At 40.9% G+C, this 17,290-nt stretch carries 22 protein-coding genes; 8 read left to right on the top strand and 14 right to left on the bottom strand.

Going from position 1 to position 17,290, the window contains the following annotated elements; translation table 11 throughout:
• From EW142_RS05385 to EW142_RS05365, 5 genes are all read right to left on the bottom strand, one after another.
• Positions 1 to 612: an FMN-binding negative transcriptional regulator gene (locus EW142_RS05385; protein WP_130610734.1), complete on the bottom strand. Its 612-nt coding sequence runs from the start codon at positions 610 to 612 to the stop codon at positions 1 to 3.
• A gap of 63 nt (positions 613 to 675) precedes the next feature.
• Entirely contained in the window at positions 676 to 1,431 is a 756-nt protein-coding gene (locus EW142_RS05380) for a DUF6090 family protein (RefSeq protein WP_130610731.1), read from the bottom strand.
• Between the two features lie 42 nt (positions 1,432 to 1,473).
• Positions 1,474 to 2,661, bottom strand: a complete 1,188-nt coding sequence (locus EW142_RS05375; protein WP_130610728.1) for an acetyltransferase domain-containing protein — start codon at positions 2,659 to 2,661, stop codon at positions 1,474 to 1,476.
• A gap of 123 nt (positions 2,662 to 2,784) precedes the next feature.
• The gene (locus tag EW142_RS05370; protein WP_130610725.1) at positions 2,785 to 3,300 is read right to left on the bottom strand and encodes a nuclear transport factor 2 family protein; all 516 of its coding nucleotides are present in this window, start codon (positions 3,298 to 3,300) and stop codon (positions 2,785 to 2,787) included.
• 59 nt (positions 3,301 to 3,359) lie between these two features.
• Complete coding sequence (locus EW142_RS05365; protein ID WP_130610722.1) at positions 3,360 to 4,127, bottom strand: hypothetical protein; 768 nt, start codon at positions 4,125 to 4,127, stop codon at positions 3,360 to 3,362.
• Between the two features lie 367 nt (positions 4,128 to 4,494).
• Between EW142_RS05365 and EW142_RS05360 the strand changes: the two genes are divergently transcribed.
• The 7 genes from EW142_RS05360 (at position 4,495) to EW142_RS05330 (ending at position 8,663) form a co-directional block, all read left to right on the top strand.
• Entirely contained in the window at positions 4,495 to 5,121 is a 627-nt protein-coding gene (locus tag EW142_RS05360) for a tetratricopeptide repeat protein (protein WP_130610719.1), read from the top strand.
• Positions 5,122 to 5,127: 6 nt separating this feature from the next.
• Complete coding sequence (locus tag EW142_RS05355) at positions 5,128 to 6,456, top strand: 2TM domain-containing protein (protein ID WP_130610716.1); 1,329 nt, start codon at positions 5,128 to 5,130, stop codon at positions 6,454 to 6,456.
• A 175-nt stretch (positions 6,457 to 6,631) separates the two neighbouring features.
• The gene (locus tag EW142_RS05350) at positions 6,632 to 6,910 is read left to right on the top strand and encodes a 2TM domain-containing protein (RefSeq protein WP_130610713.1); all 279 of its coding nucleotides are present in this window, start codon (positions 6,632 to 6,634) and stop codon (positions 6,908 to 6,910) included.
• Between the two features lie 38 nt (positions 6,911 to 6,948).
• On the top strand, positions 6,949 to 7,251 hold the full coding sequence (locus EW142_RS05345; protein WP_130610710.1) for a 2TM domain-containing protein: 303 nt from the start codon (positions 6,949 to 6,951) through the stop codon (positions 7,249 to 7,251).
• Entirely contained in the window at positions 7,242 to 7,559 is a 318-nt protein-coding gene (locus tag EW142_RS05340; protein WP_240740160.1) for a 2TM domain-containing protein, read from the top strand. The genes EW142_RS05345 and EW142_RS05340 overlap by 10 nt, the downstream gene beginning before the upstream one ends.
• A gap of 3 nt (positions 7,560 to 7,562) precedes the next feature.
• Entirely contained in the window at positions 7,563 to 7,901 is a 339-nt protein-coding gene (locus tag EW142_RS05335) for a 2TM domain-containing protein (protein WP_130610707.1), read from the top strand.
• Positions 7,902 to 7,907: 6 nt separating this feature from the next.
• A complete protein-coding gene (locus tag EW142_RS05330; protein WP_130610704.1) occupies positions 7,908 to 8,663 on the top strand; it encodes a LytR/AlgR family response regulator transcription factor in 756 nt (251 codons plus the stop codon).
• A gap of 83 nt (positions 8,664 to 8,746) precedes the next feature.
• On the opposite strand, the gene EW142_RS05325 is transcribed toward EW142_RS05330, so the two are convergent.
• A complete protein-coding gene (locus tag EW142_RS05325) occupies positions 8,747 to 9,931 on the bottom strand; it encodes an LETM1-related biofilm-associated protein (protein ID WP_130610701.1) in 1,185 nt (394 codons plus the stop codon).
• A 114-nt stretch (positions 9,932 to 10,045) separates the two neighbouring features.
• Positions 10,046 to 10,597 carry a mechanosensitive ion channel domain-containing protein gene (locus EW142_RS05320; RefSeq protein ID WP_130610698.1) on the bottom strand — a complete coding sequence of 184 codons (552 nt, stop codon included), beginning with the start codon at positions 10,595 to 10,597 and terminating at the stop codon, positions 10,046 to 10,048.
• A 196-nt stretch (positions 10,598 to 10,793) separates the two neighbouring features.
• On the opposite strand from EW142_RS05320, the gene EW142_RS05315 reads away from it, so the two are divergent.
• Complete coding sequence (locus EW142_RS05315; RefSeq protein WP_130610696.1) at positions 10,794 to 11,441, top strand: OmpW/AlkL family protein; 648 nt, start codon at positions 10,794 to 10,796, stop codon at positions 11,439 to 11,441.
• 123 nt (positions 11,442 to 11,564) lie between these two features.
• On the opposite strand, the gene EW142_RS05310 is transcribed toward EW142_RS05315, so the two are convergent.
• From EW142_RS05310 to EW142_RS05280, 7 genes are all read right to left on the bottom strand, one after another.
• Entirely contained in the window at positions 11,565 to 11,864 is a 300-nt protein-coding gene (locus EW142_RS05310) for a GNAT family N-acetyltransferase (RefSeq protein WP_130610693.1), read from the bottom strand.
• A gap of 14 nt (positions 11,865 to 11,878) precedes the next feature.
• The gene (locus tag EW142_RS05305; protein WP_130610690.1) at positions 11,879 to 12,085 is read right to left on the bottom strand and encodes a (4Fe-4S)-binding protein; all 207 of its coding nucleotides are present in this window, start codon (positions 12,083 to 12,085) and stop codon (positions 11,879 to 11,881) included.
• A 67-nt stretch (positions 12,086 to 12,152) separates the two neighbouring features.
• A complete protein-coding gene (locus EW142_RS05300; RefSeq protein ID WP_130610687.1) occupies positions 12,153 to 12,740 on the bottom strand; it encodes a superoxide dismutase family protein in 588 nt (195 codons plus the stop codon).
• A gap of 109 nt (positions 12,741 to 12,849) precedes the next feature.
• Positions 12,850 to 13,344, bottom strand: coding sequence for a YdeI/OmpD-associated family protein (locus EW142_RS05295; RefSeq protein WP_130610684.1), 495 nt, complete (start codon positions 13,342 to 13,344; stop codon positions 12,850 to 12,852).
• 47 nt (positions 13,345 to 13,391) lie between these two features.
• Entirely contained in the window at positions 13,392 to 14,612 is a 1,221-nt protein-coding gene (locus EW142_RS05290; protein ID WP_130610681.1) for a bifunctional alpha/beta hydrolase/OsmC family protein, read from the bottom strand.
• Between the two features lie 48 nt (positions 14,613 to 14,660).
• Positions 14,661 to 15,350 carry a DUF2490 domain-containing protein gene (locus EW142_RS05285; protein ID WP_130610678.1) on the bottom strand — a complete coding sequence of 230 codons (690 nt, stop codon included), beginning with the start codon at positions 15,348 to 15,350 and terminating at the stop codon, positions 14,661 to 14,663.
• 3 nt (positions 15,351 to 15,353) lie between these two features.
• The gene (locus EW142_RS05280; protein ID WP_130610675.1) at positions 15,354 to 17,276 is read right to left on the bottom strand and encodes a S9 family peptidase; all 1,923 of its coding nucleotides are present in this window, start codon (positions 17,274 to 17,276) and stop codon (positions 15,354 to 15,356) included.
• Positions 17,277 to 17,290 lie beyond the last annotated feature (14 nt).

The following is a 17,290-nucleotide window of genomic DNA, read 5'->3' as shown; positions in this document are numbered from 1 at the left end:
TCAAGATGTAAAACCCTTCATGTTTTTTGCGATTTGATGGCTTCCAGCATCTTTTCGTTCCGAAAGCTCATCAATTATTTTTGCGTGGTCTTCCGTCCGGGTTTGTGAAAGTTTATAGGCCGCCTGTATTTCTGAAACCTCTATCTGAAATCCAACCACACCCTTTACCTGACGCAACGTCTTTGGGGACATTTCTTTCAAGGATATTGGATTTTTTGAGTCTCGCTCATACTTTTCCACCAAGCGATGCAAAGCATCCATGGTTTCTTCTTCACTCAAAATCTTGAGTTTTCCATAAATGTGAACGGCAATATAATTCCAGGTAGGTACTTCCTCTTCTTTGTACCAGGACGATGAAACGTAGGCATGAGGCCCATTAAAAATGCAAAGTACTTCTTGCGAATCCTTGAAGGATTTCCATTGCGGATTGGCCTTGGCAATATGGCCTTCCAATACATCCTTCCCATCTGCATCCTTGGTCAATTCCAAAGGTATATGTGTTGCCCAAGGTTTTCCTTCGAGCAGATTGATGAGAATTCCGAAGCTATTGTTGACCAGAAAATCTTTGATTTCATCTAGATTTTCATTTTTATAATGATTGGGAATGTACATGGAACATGAATTACGGCCTACGAAGTTCAGAAATTGGAGGGAATTTCAATCACTTACAGATCATTAATTTTGGGATTGCTCTTCTAGAATGTCAATGATTCTAGCATTGGCTTCATTTGCACGATATAAGGCTTCATACTGATTGCGTATCAACCATTGCATACTTTCAAAGGTGGCGTATACATCTTTTTCCAGCAGAGATTGATAGAATTCATCATCGGATAGTCCAAATCGTTTGGGGTAATCTCCCATGTTCTTCATGAAAATTCGGGTGCTACCCAATTTTTGGCGGAACTTCCAAACGCTTCCCAAGTAGACCATATCGCCAGATATGTTTTGATGCAGTACAAACCAGTCGTAGTTATTTTTAAACTCTATGAATGTATCCAAAAGGGTATCGTTTTTAAGAAGACCGATATCTCCCGTAGAAAGAGCAGTCTCATAGGCTGACATGGCGGGTCTGAAATTGGCCACCTGAAAAACGGCACTGGTGTACGTTTTCAAGGTATCCATGGAAACCGACTCCTGCTCTACATTCAAAATGTCCAAAATCTTTAACAAGTCCTGATTGATATCATCAGCCATTTGCAAACTTACCTTCAATCGTTCAGCTGTGGTTTGGGCATCGGATTTTAGGGCAGAGATAAGTTTTGATCTTTCATTGGCTGTTTTTCGTTGTTCATTCCAATTGTTGATTTGTAGGGCAATTAATATCCCAATGACCACTAGCACGATTTCACCAATGGCATAGACCAAGTAACGAGACACCTTATTTTCGGCAAGTAATTTTTGGCGAATCTGCCTAAAAAAACGCAACATGGGCTGGGCGGTTCAAGTTATTCAAGGAAAGATACCATTTTACTACAAATAGCTCAACCACCACTTGTCTTTATTGCCCAATTTATAGGTCATGTATTTTTTGCATATGGGGTAGAGAAAGAGAACAATAGCAATCCAAACCAGGTACACGATGGCCAAAGGATATCCATATCCCTGCAGAATGCCCGAATTTACCGTTTCATTATCCAGAATCATTAACCTCCAATCTTTTCCGGTAAGCAAAAGCCCTACAATTGCTGCGACATGAATTACCAAGATATGGATGATGTAATAGAAGAAGGGAACCCTGCCAAAGACCGTAAGAAAGTTGGCAACCTTATTTTGCATGCCTTCAATGGCATATGCAAAGAGGAGGGCCGGTCCCAAAGTCATCAACAAAAAAACCAAGGAAGGAGGATACTTGGTAGCATTGAAAAATGAAATCACCGTTTTGGCCGTGGTTTCTTGGGTGGCCCATGGGGTTAAATCTCCATAGCCATTTATGCCACGTAGCAAAAAGAAAAGCACGATGGAGCTTATTCCCATGACCAGCAATAGTTGTTGCCGGTTTTTGGGATTATAGCCCGTTTTGTAGAGTGAACCAAAGCAATACCCCAGCAACATAACTCCCATCCATGGCAAAACGGGATATGAAAAGGCCATAAAAAAACCATCCCATGCCTCAAAGAAGTTCATTTGATGGACCGCATACCACAGAAGTGCATGAAAACTGGTGCCCTCATAGGTAATGGAGTCCAAAGTATTGTGTCCAAAAACAACAAGAAGTCCCAAAATTAAGATTGCACGGAGCGGGAGATAGATGGCCATCCCAAGAAAAATCATGCATACGCCAATGGCCCAAATTACCTGAAGGTTTACGAACTCGAAGGAAATATCGAACCACCAAAGGAAATTATTGATGAATATTTCAACAAAAATGAGCCAGAATCCTCGGGTAATCAAAAATTTGGACAACTGACCCTTGCTTTTCTTTTGCCCATACAAATAGGCTGAGGTTCCTGCCAAAAAAACGAAGACAGGGGCACAAAAATGAGTCACAAAGCGTGTAAAAAATAAAATAGGTGTTGTGGACTCCATGTTTTCGGGATAGTTCCCGGTAAAGGCATTGATATGGAAATAATCCCGAACATGATCCAGAGCCATTAGAACCATCACTAGGCCACGTAATATGTCAATGGAAGCAATTCTGTTGGATTTTGGTAAGGCCATTGATTGATTGTTGGTTAAAACTAGTCAATATTTTGTCAGGTCCTTATGACCTTCAAAAAGAAAAGACCTAGATTTTCTAGGCCTCTTCGAGTGGCAATCACGATGTTTGGATAAACATTGGTATTATTCAGTTTCTTCTTGCTCTGTCTTAACGGCTTCTGCTTCGAGCTGCTGTAGGGTAAGAACAATTTCGGTAGGGTCCCAGTATCCATATTCTCTCACAATTTTTCCATCTACGAACTGATAGGTCAAATGAATGGGAATAACCACTTCCTTCCCATTGGCTTTCAGGGTGCCTTTCCAATCGAGCCAGCAGTTGACCCAGCTTTCGCCATCATCTGTCAGTACCATTTCATATTCTTGGTGGTCTGAAAGGAATCCCCGGCTCGCATAGTTATTGTCATTCTCTTTGTGATAGGTCATGGCTTCTTCGGCTGACATTGGATTATCCTTGGTGTTGTAGTAGGTTTTGGAGGTATCGGCGAACATACTGGCATCGAAGTTTTTGGCATTGTAGTTCGAAATCAGTTTTTTGATGGTATCGATTTCAGGGGAGTTTTGGGTGTAACGTACAGGTCCTTGCTGGCATGCATAGGCTACTAATGCAACAATGGCTAAGGGTAATAGTAGTTTTTTCATTTTTAGAGGTTTTAATGTGAATAAAAAAGCCCCGACATATGTGTCAGGGCCAGGTTGGTTTACTTAGTTGGTGAGTAGGCCAAATCAGGTCGCATTTGACCGGTTATTTCTTCCATACTTGTGACGTATTGCATGACCTTACCAAAAACGGCGTGCCTTTCCTCGCCCAAGAGTGCATCGTTTTCATCACTTCTGGTTTCAAAGTGCGCTCCATCCTTGGCAGCAACGGCGACCATGAAGTAGTTTTCCATGTTGCCAAATCCGCTGCGATAAACGCGATAATGGGTTTTTGCACCCTTATCGGCAAACATATTTTTTACGCCTTTCATGGCCTCGGCCATCGCACTCACATGCTCAGGAGTAGTTTTTAAGTAGTAAAAACGGCGATAGTCTTCACCTTCCGGGGTCTGTGTGATGCCCTCGGGCATGTAGGATAGTTCGGTGTCCAAGGTCAGCACATAATCTCCATGGGACGTGTAGCATTTGTCCATATCGGCAAACATTTTATCGAAGGCTTCCGCCCCCATTTTTTCCCTAAGTGGTCCAAAGCCCTCAAAGGAAATATCCGCCATTGAATTGATAGGGGAAACGTAGAGGTACCTGAAATCATCCGTTGAGGTGGTTATCCAGCTTAGGGTCTCAACACCATGCTTTTGGCAGTTATCCACCAATGTTTTGGCTGAACTCTCGTAGTCCATAAGCATGGAAGGGCGTACCCGATCTTCATGTACCCAAAACATTTGAGTGGTTTTTTCCTGTCCATATGCTGGATAGGTAAAGGTCAAAATTAATAAGGCTAGAATTAGCCATGAGGATAGCGTTTTCATTATGTAGAATTTATTGGTTGCATTAGTTCACCAAAAGGCAATACCATTTGGTCTACATCTTGCTTTGTCTCAAACTACATCTGCACGGAACCTTCTTCTGCAAGTAAAGGTGCTTTCGAGTGGGGAACCTTGATAAAATAAGGAGGGACGAGATTATTTTAACATTTCAATATAGCAAAAAACTGGAAATGAATTACTTAAACCATTGAAAATATCAAAAATGTTAATAAATAGGATGATTTTTAGTGAGCTTTCCTACATGCTCTGTACAGTCCATCCCCAAATACCTACAATTCAGTTATTCTTTTTGTTATCGGTAAATACAATGTTTCAATTTTGGGTCGACACTAAATCAAAACGAACAGTCATGAAAAAACTAATCATTCTTATCATCGTACTTACCGGAACTTTTGTTTCGAACGCCCAAGATCAATATGCTAAGGGGATGGAAAAGGCTTTTCAGCTATGGGGCAATCAAAAAATCCTTGATGCCTCCAACCTTTTTGAGCGTATTGCCATGGCGGAACCAGACAACTGGTTGCCACATTATTATGTGGCGCAGATCAATACGTTGATTTCATTTGGGGAAAAGGACAAAGAAAAATTGACCCAACAATTGGAGAAAGCCAAAGAATTTTTGGATTTGGCAAAAGCAATTTCTCCCGATAATCCAGAGCTCCTTGTACAGGAGGCCTTGATCAACACAGCTTGGATTTCTTTTGACGGCGCTACCTATGGCATGACCCTATCGGGCAAAAACGTACAGCTGTATCAACAGGCGATGGCGTTGGCACCGGAAAATCCCAGGGTTATATTTTCAAAGGCAGAATGGGATATGGGTTCCGCGAGATATTTTGGTAAGGACACCACCCCATATTGCAAGGATGTGGAAAAGGCGTTGGAACTTTTTGCTACCTTTAAATCGGAAATACCTTTCTACCCGAAATGGGGCAAAGAAAGGGCCGAAAGGGTTTTGGCCAGTTGTAAAGGATAAACATATATGCGCTTTTTTTTAAAACATCTAATTGGGGCATTTTTGGTTGGGATAGCAATATTTTTTGTTATCCTGATCATCTTTTTTTTCAGTGGCCGCGACATGACATGGCAGTTTATATGGCAGCAATTGTGGACTGGGATGGTGTTTACTATCATTATATATATGTCCAACGCCCTCGTTTTTAGGTTTGTGTTGAAGAAGTACAGTAAAAAAATCTTCACGATACGGATTCTTCCCCTGGCCATTCTCGGTAACATTATAGCCTCTTTGATTGGTATTTTCATTTCGCGCTTTGTACTTTTTGTATTCTTCTATGGCGAACCTTGGGATGAATTTTTGATGGGCGAGCGACCGGGGTATTACTATTTCAGTTTTGCTATTGCGATGGTAGTCACCCTTCTCTTTTACGCAGGATATTACTATAAATATCACAAGGAGAAACAGGTAAAGGAGCAAAAAATAATAGCGGGTACCGCCTCAGCACGTTTTGATGCCCTTAAAAACCAGTTGGACCCCCACTTTCTCTTCAACAGTTTAAATGTTCTTACCAGCCTTATTGAGGAAGACCCGGGCCAAGCTCAAAAATTCACCACCTCCTTGTCGAAAGTCTATCGGTATGTCCTAGAACAGAAAAATAAGGATTTAGTGACCGTGGATGAAGAGCTGAATTTCGCCAAAACCTATGTTCGATTGCTAAAAATGCGTTTTGAGGACAGTATCGTTTTTGATATTCCAGAGAAATCAAACATGCCCGATGCAAAAATTGTCCCACTATCGCTTCAATTATTATTGGAGAATGCGGTGAAGCACAACGTGGTCACTTCGGCCAAACCATTACATATTCAAGTTTTTGAGCAGGATGGAACCTTGGTGGTGACCAATAATCTTCAAGAAAAACAAGTTGTAAAAAAGAGTAGTGGGGTTGGGTTACAAAATATCAAGCAACGCTATGGAATCCTTACCGATAGGGAAATGCTTATCGACAAAACAACAAAAAAGTTCAGCGTTTCACTTCCTATGCTAACACAACAGCTTTCCCCAATTGAGACCCAACAAAGCTTTATTGCCGAAAAAAGGTACATAAAGGCCAAAGAAAAGGTGGAGGCCATAAAAGGATTTTACAGTAACCTTTTTTCGTATTGTTTGGTAATTCCCTTTTTATGGTGGTTAAACTTAAGAACCACCGAGTTCCTTTGGGCCTTGTTTCCAACCATAGGTTGGGGCTTTGGCGTCGTTGCCCATGGGATGGAGGCATATGGATACAATCCGTTGTGGGGCAAGCGATGGGAGGAACGCAAAATTCAAGAATTGATGGATAAAGAGGATTTCTAGCTAATTCCACACACAAATAATCTCCTCGTATCTGCTCCCTCCCGTAACACCACTAACCTTTCGCCCTTTACCCTAAGTCAATTTCAACTCATCCCTAAAATTCGACATTTCGCGAAGCTTCTTTTCCAATAGGCAAAAAGGTGCTGTAAGTTTGAGCTGTAATTAATTTTAGACCATGGAAAACATCAGCGAACAACGATATAAAAAGGCGAAAGAAAGGGTAAATAATATCAAATCATTTTATAACCATTTTGCGGTTTACTGCATAATAATACCCGCACTAGCCTATCTAAACTTTAGAACCACGTCATTTGCTTGGGTACTGTTCCCGGCCATTGGATGGGGATTTGGCTTGTTGGGCCATTGGATGGACGCTTTCGGTAAAAACCCTTTCTTTGGAAAGGAATGGGAACAACGCAAAATTCATGAGTTTATGAATGATACTGAATTTTAATGAATCAGTATCTTTAAGAAACAACTAATCGCAATCAAATGGAACAACTGGATAAAGAAAACAAATACATTAAGGCAAAAGAGCGCGTTACGCAATTGAAAAAATTCTACGCCAACCTTACCACCTATGTCTTGGTCATCTCGGCCTTGGCACTCATCAATTACTTAACCAACGGGTTTCGATATATGTGGTTTTTATGGGCTGCATTAGGATGGGGAATAGGTGTGGCCTTTCATGCCATCGGCACTTTTAATCTTAATCCTTTCTTTGGAAAAGGTTGGGAGCAACGCAAGATCAAGCAGTATATGGAAGAAGAGGAAAAAACGAAAAAATGGAGGTAGTTATGGAAAGCATGGAGCAAAGAAAACTGGAACGGGCCAAAAAAAGGATTGAGGAACTAAAAGGCTTCTATATCCACTTTGCCATTTATATCATAATCAATGTCTTTATTTTGGTGAACATTTATCTCAGTACCGATAACTTTTGGAAATGGGGCCATTTTGTCCCACTGGCCGGATGGGGCATAGGCGTGGCGTTTCATGCTTCAAAGACCTTCGGCTTTAACCCATTATTTGGAAAGAAGTGGGAAGAAAGGCAGATTCAAAAATATATTGAAGAGGATAAAAAAGAAATGGATAAATACAAGTAGGTTATGGAAAACAAGCTATCAAGTTACGAGCGCGCCAAAAAAAGGGTGAAGTGCATCAAAGGGTTTTACACACACTTGTCGGTCTACATTGTCATAAATTTGGTGCTGATTTTTATCAAGTTGTACTTTCTGGGACACTTAAGGCCCAATGGTTGGAATGAAATAAATCTTTTTGATTGGGCGTACGCGGATCTGATCATTACTCCCGTGGTTTGGGGTATCGGACTTTTGATTCATGGAATCAAGGTGTTTTATTTCCAATTTGGGTTAGTGAGACGATGGGAGGAGAGGCAAATTCGAAAAATCATGGAATCCGATGAAGCTTTTGATTCAAAAAAATAAACTCAAATGAACGTTATCATTATTGAAGACGAAAAACCGGCGGCCCGAAGATTGAACAGACTTCTATCTGAACTTAATGTAGAGGTATCCACCATGTTGCATTCGGTAGATGAATCCATTGAATGGTTCCAAAATAATTCCCAGCCCGACCTAATCTTTTTGGACATTCAACTTTCCGATGGTCTTTCCTTTGAAATTTTCGATGTGATCGAGGTGCAAAGTGCCATCATTTTTACAACTGCCTATGATGAATATGCATTGCAAGCTTTCAAACTAAATAGCATCGATTATTTATTAAAACCGATAGACGATGAAGAGTTGGAATCGGCTGTAAAAAAGTACCAGAACTTTAAACCGGAAACTCAAAAAATATCGGTCGATTTCAATGACATTAAAAACCTTCTGACCAACCCTCTTGAACGAGAATACAAAAAAAGGTTTACGGCCAAAGTGGGGCAACATCTAAAAATTATAAATGCCGATGAGGTGGAATGTTTTTACAGTGAAAATAAGGGAACCTATGCAGCAACTTCAGATGGCAGAAATTACCTTTTGGACACCACCTTGGAAAACTTGGAAGAGGAACTTTCCCCAAAATATTTTTTCAGGGTGAGCCGAAAATTTTATGTGAACATTGACCATATAAAAGACATCATTTCCTATACCAATTCTCGCCTCCAACTAAAGCTGAATCGGTTTAATGAGCATGAAATCATAGTGAGTAGGGAGCGAGTTAAGGACTTCAAGTTATGGTTGGAATAAATGTGATTAAATAATTGATAAATAATAAGTTAATTGCCACTATAAATTTTTCTTATAGTAGTTTTTTTAGTGAAAATCACTACTTATTCCACCCGATTGTCGTCAAATGCAGAAGGCAGCAGCTTTGGAATAAGTTTAATAAAAATGGGAAGCAGGATGGCCCCTCCTGGCAACATAAAAATCGCTAAAGAAGGAATGGTTTTGAAGATGTCCAAAAGCTGGTTTTGAACTTTTTTCTTCTCATCTGGACTTAAATCTTTGACGGCAGATTTTGATAATAAGGAGACCAGTTCCTTACTTTCAGCCAACTCTTTTTTTAATCTTTTGCTATTGCGTAAAATCAGTTTGCTCACGTTTTTTGACATTCCCTGATAAAACTGAAAAGCAACATTTTTTTCACTTAAATAGCCAATTCGATTTTTGTTTTTATCAAAGAAATCAACGACAAAATCCAATGCTGATTTGACCTCTTTTTCCTCTTTGCCCAAATACGTTCCAAGCTCAAAAATGTAATCAGATTCGGTAAAGTCAATCAACTTATCTTCCCAAATGGTTAAGCAGGCCATATCGAGGAAATAGTTTTTTTCCTCATACGTGAAATTTTGTTCCAACAAATCACCGTAGGTGCCATCAAATTCCTCGGTACTAAGGTCCACAAAACTCAAAGACGAGGCCAAAAGCTGAATTAGTTTCGCATCATTTTTACTGGTCTCCTTTGCATTAAGTGCATGATAGGCAATATTCATGGTTACATACTCTAATCGTTTGGCATGCTCCACAATCGACGATTCACCTCGGAGATATGCCTTAAAAATGAGAACATCAACAAACAAGAGCGAGTTGGTGATACTGTTACCAAAAGCGCGGTTGAAAGTATTCCCTCCTAAGTAGATTCTAGAGTCAATCAGCTTTTCAAGTTGTGAATCAGTGTGCTTGGCGCTGAGTATTTTGCTGAGGAAGGAAATGTTGCCGACCTCCAAAGTTTTGTAATAATCGAATACAGTTTCAACAAAATCGGAAAACTCTACCTGCTTTCGTTCCAATCTAAAGGTTAGATACAGTGCAACAAATAAATTGATCTTGGCTACCTCGTCCTCTGTGAGTCGATGTTCTACATTGACAAAAGGGAAGACATCCAGGTGGATTCCATAGACAAACCCAATCTCCTTTAATTGGTTATAAAGGGTCTCAGAATTCATGCGCTCAAGAGGCTCTTCTTTGAGAACATGTCCAAATTTGTTGATCCAGCCCGAAGCAGAAGGGTTCATTAGGTTAAGGTTAGGCTTCTAAAGTACTACAAATTGTGTGATTTTTTGAGACAATGATGATAGAAAGCCAAGGAGTTTTTATGATTTTTTTGATTCGATTTATCTTAAAAAGACCTAGTTTTTGTTTGACTCCACTTGGTTTGGCATTTCCTCAGTTTGATTTTTGTGTGCCAGAATCTCAATACCCTTTTGAATCACCAGATTGGTGGGAATGGAGATGCGCTTACCTTCGTCGGTTCGCATAAAAAGATAAAAACCACTGATATCCTCTACAACACCTGTCCAATCATAGTCTTTGTCCATAACATGAATGCGGTCTCCAAGCCGCAAGGGGTGGCTGAAAAACAGAATAACACTTGCCGTAAGGTTGGATAGAATGGACCACTGTGCCACAAAACCAATACCTAAAATGGCCAGAACAGAAGAAATAAATACCGAGAACTCTTTCAGGTCTACGCCCCATATCAGGGTAATAATGATCAAGGCAAGTCCGTAAAACAAGAGGTTACTGAGATAAAAAATAATTTTTCTACTGTTCATATCAATGGCGCTGGTTCGACCAAATCGTCGAATCGCGCGTTTGTTCAGCATGTTCAAAACCACGATGAACACAATCAAAATAACGGTTAGGAGCAGTTCTTTTTTATAGGACACAATATCAACCATAACACAAGTTTTCTTTCATGCAAATTAGCCAATTATTTATTTGCTTTTGCTCTTCATTTAAATCCATTATTGGCTTCATTAGATCTTTGTAAGCAGGGTTTCCAAACCTTGAAAATTTGGATATTCATCCTATGATAAACATCATATTCTTCCGGTAATTGCCACCGTAGTTTTGCGAGACTTAAAACACAAGGCAATGAAAAAACTAAAGATTACTTTATTGGGGGCACTTTTGTGCTTTACGGGTATAATCAATGCTCAAGATACTTCAAATGATGATTTTAGCAAATGGCAGTTTAGGTTAAGGGGTATTGTGGTTACTCCTGATGAAAGTGCAGATATTGAGGCAATAGGTGGCGATGCTTCGATTTCCACAGCATTTGTACCCGAACTTGATATTTCATATTTCTTTGATGAGAACTGGTCCGTAGAACTTATTTTGGCGACTGCCAAGCATGATGTCGAAGCCGTTGGAACTGCTGTTGGCGATATCGATTTAGGAGAAGTTTGGCTACTTCCTCCAACCTTAACGGGACAATATCACTTTACCGGTGGAGATTTGGTCCCTTACTTAGGAGCTGGGGTTAACTTTACCATTTTCTACGGTGTTGATGAAGGTCCGGTAGTGGATGATATTGATTATGATTCTGCTTTGGGCTTTGCCTTGCAAGGTGGATTTGATTATATGCTCAATGACAAGTGGTTCCTCAACGTGGATGTCAAAAAACTGTTCTTGGGAACCGATGCCACTGTTGATGCGACCACCGCTCTTTCCGCAACGGTAGACGCCGATGTTGACATTAATCCTTGGATTTTCGGATTTGGTGTGGGTGTAAAACTGTAGAGGGGTTTTTTAAATTCGTTATGAGAAAACGGTTTTGGCTTTGCCAGGCCGTTTTCTTTTTCTACGCAGTCAAAGGTTTACCCTCTCAGGAAACCTTTTATATTATGAGAAGGTTGGAAATGTTCAACCAATATTGATGCCCTTCAACACCAAGGATTTCCATTCGGGATGTCTTTTTAAATACAGGGCTACAAATGGGCAAAGGGGAACAAGGGTCAATTCTCTTTCTTTAACCCATTCCAATGCTTTAAGCACAATAGCGGACCCAACTCCCTTGCCTTCCAAGGAGCGCGGCACTTCTGTATGTGTGAGATAGATTTTTTCCTTGGCTCGGATATATTCGATTCGGGCAATTTGGCCGTCTACATTGAATTCAAATTGTTTGGCATCCGAATTGTCAATAAGTGTGTAGTCAGAATTCATTTTTGGTATTTGGGCTAATAGTAACTTAGCGCTCCAGATGGGCACTGGCTGATTTGGTTCTTTAATTCTTCGGTGGTGGCGTTTTCAACCTTGATCCAGGGCCGTTCCTTAGGGTTGTATACTTTTGGAAGCATCTTCACACAAACTCCGGCATGTTCACACAATTTTGGTTTCCAAACTACCGTGATATCCCCATTACTATATTCCTTGGAATTATCCATTTTCAAAAGTTTTTTTAAATTAAGAAAAGAGTCGCCTTTTGAGACGACTCTTTAAATTTTACAATACTTACTGAATGATGCCAGTACAAGCTATTCTTGCCCCGGCCGCACCACTGGGTTGCGAGGTGAAATCATCTACACCTTGATGAACAATGACTGCCTTGCCCAAAATATTTTTCGTTTCATCATCACAACCGATACACCATTCGTTTGTGGCAAAGTCAACTGTGGCATTACCTTCGGTGTCAGCAACAAAGTTGCCAATATCTCCCTTGTGATATCCTCCCTCAGCCCCCCATTTGGCATGCGGCTGAAAAGTGGGGTTCCAATGTCCACCCGTGGATTTTCCATCGGCAGACGAGCAATCGGCCTTCTCATGCAGGTGAATGGCATGCTCGCCAGGGGTTAAGCCTGAAAAGTTGGCTTTCATAATTACAGTACCGTTCTCTTCGGTAAACGTAACAGTGCCCGAAACTTCACTATCGCTTTTGGGTTCCATTTCAAAGGTGATGGTCTTCACCTCCGCAATTTCCTTGACTTCCTCAACAGTTTCCTCCACTTCTTCCGCGGCGGATTCAACTTCTTTTTTGGCTTGCTTGCAACTTAGGGCCATTACCAGTAAAAGGGCTAAGGGAAGTGCTATTATTTTTCTCATTCGATGTGTTTTTAGGTTTTGTTCCAAGATACTGATAATTTAAGGAGGTGTCAAGCCTGTCATTGATTTGAAGTGCACTCCATTTTGGCTTCCGATAAAGTAGTTTGACTTAAAATTTTTTAAGCAATTCCTTGCTATCGCGAATACCGCGTTTTAGGTTCTCACAAAGTAACAGGGACTTGTCAATACGGGTTTGTGGATTCCTATACCGGGAAATCATATAAATGATTCCTCTTTTTTTTCCGTCGGTGAGACTTTCAAAAATCTGATGGGCCTCATAATCACTCAGCAGAACCGCATCAAATTCCTCAGGCATTTCCACACCATATTTTGAAGTGTCTTCAAAGAGCTGTACTTGAAAGTAATCATTGGGAAAAATCCCCAAGCTCTTTTGATTGTTTTTGCAAAACATCATCAAGTACTTTCCTTGTCTTTTTTGAATCGCAGCATAAAAAGTAATCGATTTATCTTCGAAACTAGCGGTAACCTTTACTCTTTTATGTCCTTTTTCCACGAAAGGATTTACAATCTCAGAGGGCAACACAAGGGTATGAATACTATTAAATTCACCACCAATACTAACCTCAAAAACTGGACTTTTCATGTATGAGTTCAGAATTTAAAAATTGCACAAAGCTGAATGTTCTCAAACTAATCTAAAAGCGTGTTAATGACTTGGGTAGGGCTGTGGAGCGTTCTGTGAACAGGACATTTGTCAGCTATTTGCATCATTTTGGCCTTTTGTTGCTCATCCAAATCCCCGGTCAATCTAATTTCTCTTTGGAAGGTATCAATTTTAGCTGAATCGGCCTCACAGTTTGCACAGTCTTGGGCGTGCGACTTACTATAAGAGGTGTGAACTTCAATATTTTCCAATGGCCATCCCTTGTGTCGTGCATACATTTGGACTGTCATTGCCGTACAGGCAGAAAGCCCCGCTGAAACCAGTTCGTAGGGCGAAGGACCAAAATTGTTTCCTCCAAAATCAGCGGGTTCATCCGCAACCATGTAGTGGTCACCAACCTTCATTGGAGTTGTGAATCCATCTTCCTGACCTAAACTGGCCGCCACTTGGTGTTTGCTGTTCAATGAGGTATCCACTTTGTCCTTAACGTTTAAGTAGCGTTTGGCCCATCCGGCAATTACTTCTCCCACATAAAGGGAATCTTCTTTTTTACTCAAAAGATGGTCGGCGCCGTCCAAGGAAACAAAACTTTTGGGATGATGCGCCGCAACGTAGATTTCTTCCGCATTTTTGATGCCCACCGTGTCATCTTGAGGGGAATGCATGATAAGTAATGGTTTTCTCAAAGCTTTTGCGGTGGCAGACAAGGATTTGGTTTCAAGGTCATCAAGAAATTGTTTTTTTATAGTGAAGTCCCTTCCTGCCAAATTCACCACCGCCTTACCGCTTGCTTCTATTTCTTCAATTCCACTTCGAAGCAAATGTTTTACATGCACTGGATTGGCCGGCGCGCCAATGGTTGCCAAAGCTTGCACCGAATCGATATCAGCAGCTGCGAAAATAGTCGCCGCACCTCCCAAAGAATGCCCTATCAATAGGGTAGGGGCTTGATAGTTTTCTTTTAGGTAATTGGCCGCCACCACCAAATCTTCTACATTGCCTGAAAAGTTCGTGTCTGCGAAATCCCCTTCACTTTCCCCTAGTCCAGTAAAATCGAACCGGAGTACCGCAAAGCCTTTTGACACCAAAGATCTACTGATGTTTTTTACGGCCAATAGATTTTTATTGCAGGTAAAACAGTGGGCAAACAGTGCAAAATTATGCGGATGTTGGTCCACAGGAAGTTCAAGCCGTCCGACTAGTTTCTGGCCTTCTCGATTCTGGAATTCTACTTTTTGGGTGTTCATTTTCTAGCTAAATGTTTGATGATGGCTATGAGCATCGACAACATTTGACTAGCTCTTCGCCTTTTTCTTAAAGATACCCCTTAAGTCGGGATTATAGAAAAATCCTATCTGCAGTCGGTCAAAAACGGCACTCGTAAATTGATTCCTAAGATATCCTAACTGGACACTGCTATTGGGGGTAAGATGAATTCCCAAAGCCCCATACAACCGATTTTGGCCAAACAGATCGTCCTGTAGGTTTATGAATAGTTCATCATAAAAGTTTAGAAAGAAAACATCGGTCAAGGGCAAGGTAACTTGAATGCGGTACCTTGCCCTGTGCTGGGTATCCGTGAAATCTCCAAAATCCAGGAATCGTTGTTCCAGGCGATAGCGATGTTCAAACAAGAATTCCCAGACTTTATTCTTCAGAATAAATTGCTGAAAAATACGATGTTCCCTACTGTCTCTCCCGTTTTCCGGTTCTTCGAAGGAGCCGTCGGTTTTAATAAAGGCGTAGCCACCTGTTGCAATGGCATTTGGATTGATATGGTAATTTAAACCAGTTCGTAACAACAACTGATTGAAGTTGCCAGAGGTTTCGTAATACCGAAATTGGGCTTCGGAATGGACACTGAGTTTTTCAGAAATGCGGTTCATCCCGAAATACATATACCAACCTCCAAACTGGTCTTCGCCATTTTCTTGAGCGTTTATCAAAAGTACACCACTGAAAAAAGCCAACAGGAATAATCTCATACCTTAAAGGGTACTGTCATTAATTGGAGTTCCTTCTTCTCCTTTGAGATAAATATCCAAAAATTCAAGAATTTTACTGTAAGCCTCAATCTGATTTTCCTTCTTCACAAAACCATGGCCTTCATCTTCAAAAAGCACATATTCTACGGGAACCCCATTCTTTTTGACACCAGCAACGATCTCATCCGATTCTACCTGAAGCACTCGGGGGTCTTGCGCTCCTTGCAATACAATTAGGGGCTTTGTGACCTTATCAGTGTGGAATAAAGGAGAGATTTCTCGCAGTCTTACGGAATCAGCGGTGTACGGATCTCCCAGTTCTTTGTAGAGGGCATCCTTAAAGGACTCCCACCACGGCGGAATGCTTTTTAGGGTTCTTAACCAATTGGTCACCCCAAAGATGTTGACACCTACGTCGAATTCCTCAGGAGCAAAGGTCAGGGCGGCCATGGTCATATAACCTCCATAAGAGCCTCCAATGATTCCTATTTTTTCTGAATCGATATCCGCTTGTTGGGCCAACCAATTTTTGCCTTCCACACAGTCTTTTAAATCTTTGTCCCCATGATTTAGGTCATCCATTTGATAAAAAGATTTTCCATACCCACTACTTCCTCGATTGTTAACGGCAAGAATGGCATACCCGTGATTCACCAAATATTGGATAAGCGAACTGAAGTTTTGACGGGATTGCCCTCCAGGACCCCCATGCACCCAAACCAAGGCTGGGACTTTGTTCTCTTCCGAAGCTTGATGGGGCTTGTAGTAGATTGCTGGAACTTCAAGACCATCAAACGACTTGAATCGTATAACTTCGGCGGCCACCAAATGTTCCGGAACAATTTCTTCGTTTAAGGTATTTGTGAGTCTTTTTTGCTCCTTGGACCCTAAATTGTAAGTGTATAGGTTGGATGGTGTATTTGAACCACCAACATAGAAACGCATCATTTCCTCATCTCGGGAAAAAGATACATTGGTAATATCACCACCTTCAAATTGGGGCAGTTCAATATTTTCACCTGTGGAAGTGTCCATGACCTCAATGGTATTCTTTGCGTCTTCATTGATGTAAGAAACTCTATACTTGCCATTTCTTGTGAAATAGGAGCCTACAATATCCCAGTCTTTTTGCAGAACCTTTTCGCTAGTGCCTTCTGCAATATTATATCGTACCAAATAGGCAAACTCAGAACCTTCATCCGTTGTGTAATACACATATTTGTTGTCCAACGAAAAATCAGCTGGGGAATTACCACTTTGGGTGGTATTGATTTTCTTCTTTTCGCCACTTTTTACATCATACAGGAAAATGTCACTGTCGTTGGTGTTAATGGATTTAACCAAAACCAGATAGGACTCATCCCGAGAAATCAAGGATACATTCGTACCATCATTATTTTGATACATAAGACTGGGTTCCAAGGTGCCCAAATCCATTTTGTATACATCGTTAAATCGTTTATCCCGTTTGTTTGAGCCAAAATAGAATGCGGTTTCATCGTCGCTCCAACCATAAAATAGGCTTCTGGCGCCTTCATAAGGAGTAAGATTGGAAACCGTTCCTGTGGTATCTCTGAGATACAGTTGATAGACCTCATCACCATTGTTGTCCATTCGGAATAACATACGAGAGTCTTTTGGAAAATAGGAAACAGCAAATACAGAAGAACTGTCCGATGCCGTGATGGGATGAAATTCCTCGGTTTCCAAATCAACCTGATACATGTTATAGATTCCAGTTTTGTTGCTGGTTACCAATAAATTGGACTTATCTGGGGAAAAACTTCCTCCGAAAACCGTCTCATTGTCCATCATCTGATCAATGGTATAGGTCTTTAGAGTTTCAGCTATGCTGGCGGGTTCTTCTTTTTTTTCTTTACAGTTCCACAGGAGTACTAGGGAAATGCAAAACAGTGCTTTTTTCATGTTCTGTTTATTTT

Origin of the sequence: Flagellimonas allohymeniacidonis (assembly GCF_004296335.1) — a bacterium.
Lineage (GTDB): Bacteria > Bacteroidota > Bacteroidia > Flavobacteriales > Flavobacteriaceae > Flagellimonas > Flagellimonas allohymeniacidonis.
This window is presented reverse-complemented; position numbering and strand designations above follow the sequence as displayed.

What these genes read in the sequence shown, in the direction of transcription:
- EW142_RS05385 (WP_130610734.1), bottom strand. Translation starts at nt 612, where the DNA reads ATGTACATTCCCAATCATTATAAAAATGAAAATCTAGATGAAATCAAA.
- EW142_RS05355 (WP_130610716.1), top strand. Translation starts at nt 5,128, where the DNA reads ATGCGCTTTTTTTTAAAACATCTAATTGGGGCATTTTTGGTTGGGATA.
- EW142_RS05345 (WP_130610710.1), top strand. Translation starts at nt 6,949, where the DNA reads ATGGAACAACTGGATAAAGAAAACAAATACATTAAGGCAAAAGAGCGC.
- EW142_RS05335 (WP_130610707.1), top strand. Translation starts at nt 7,563, where the DNA reads ATGGAAAACAAGCTATCAAGTTACGAGCGCGCCAAAAAAAGGGTGAAG.
- EW142_RS05315 (WP_130610696.1), top strand. Translation starts at nt 10,794, where the DNA reads ATGAAAAAACTAAAGATTACTTTATTGGGGGCACTTTTGTGCTTTACG.
- EW142_RS05380 (WP_130610731.1), bottom strand. Translation starts at nt 1,431, where the DNA reads ATGTTGCGTTTTTTTAGGCAGATTCGCCAAAAATTACTTGCCGAAAAT.
- EW142_RS05300 (WP_130610687.1), bottom strand. Translation starts at nt 12,740, where the DNA reads ATGAGAAAAATAATAGCACTTCCCTTAGCCCTTTTACTGGTAATGGCC.
- EW142_RS05325 (WP_130610701.1), bottom strand. Translation starts at nt 9,931, where the DNA reads ATGAACCCTTCTGCTTCGGGCTGGATCAACAAATTTGGACATGTTCTC.
- EW142_RS05375 (WP_130610728.1), bottom strand. Translation starts at nt 2,661, where the DNA reads ATGGCCTTACCAAAATCCAACAGAATTGCTTCCATTGACATATTACGT.
- EW142_RS05360 (WP_130610719.1), top strand. Translation starts at nt 4,495, where the DNA reads ATGAAAAAACTAATCATTCTTATCATCGTACTTACCGGAACTTTTGTT.
- EW142_RS05340 (WP_240740160.1), top strand. Translation starts at nt 7,242, where the DNA reads ATGGAGGTAGTTATGGAAAGCATGGAGCAAAGAAAACTGGAACGGGCC.
- EW142_RS05350 (WP_130610713.1), top strand. Translation starts at nt 6,632, where the DNA reads ATGGAAAACATCAGCGAACAACGATATAAAAAGGCGAAAGAAAGGGTA.
- EW142_RS05365 (WP_130610722.1), bottom strand. Translation starts at nt 4,127, where the DNA reads ATGAAAACGCTATCCTCATGGCTAATTCTAGCCTTATTAATTTTGACC.
- EW142_RS05280 (WP_130610675.1), bottom strand. Translation starts at nt 17,276, where the DNA reads ATGAAAAAAGCACTGTTTTGCATTTCCCTAGTACTCCTGTGGAACTGT.
- EW142_RS05295 (WP_130610684.1), bottom strand. Translation starts at nt 13,344, where the DNA reads ATGAAAAGTCCAGTTTTTGAGGTTAGTATTGGTGGTGAATTTAATAGT.
- EW142_RS05285 (WP_130610678.1), bottom strand. Translation starts at nt 15,350, where the DNA reads ATGAGATTATTCCTGTTGGCTTTTTTCAGTGGTGTACTTTTGATAAAC.
- EW142_RS05305 (WP_130610690.1), bottom strand. Translation starts at nt 12,085, where the DNA reads ATGGATAATTCCAAGGAATATAGTAATGGGGATATCACGGTAGTTTGG.
- EW142_RS05310 (WP_130610693.1), bottom strand. Translation starts at nt 11,864, where the DNA reads ATGAATTCTGACTACACACTTATTGACAATTCGGATGCCAAACAATTT.
- EW142_RS05330 (WP_130610704.1), top strand. Translation starts at nt 7,908, where the DNA reads ATGAACGTTATCATTATTGAAGACGAAAAACCGGCGGCCCGAAGATTG.
- EW142_RS05290 (WP_130610681.1), bottom strand. Translation starts at nt 14,612, where the DNA reads ATGAACACCCAAAAAGTAGAATTCCAGAATCGAGAAGGCCAGAAACTA.
- EW142_RS05370 (WP_130610725.1), bottom strand. Translation starts at nt 3,300, where the DNA reads ATGAAAAAACTACTATTACCCTTAGCCATTGTTGCATTAGTAGCCTAT.
- EW142_RS05320 (WP_130610698.1), bottom strand. Translation starts at nt 10,597, where the DNA reads ATGGTTGATATTGTGTCCTATAAAAAAGAACTGCTCCTAACCGTTATT.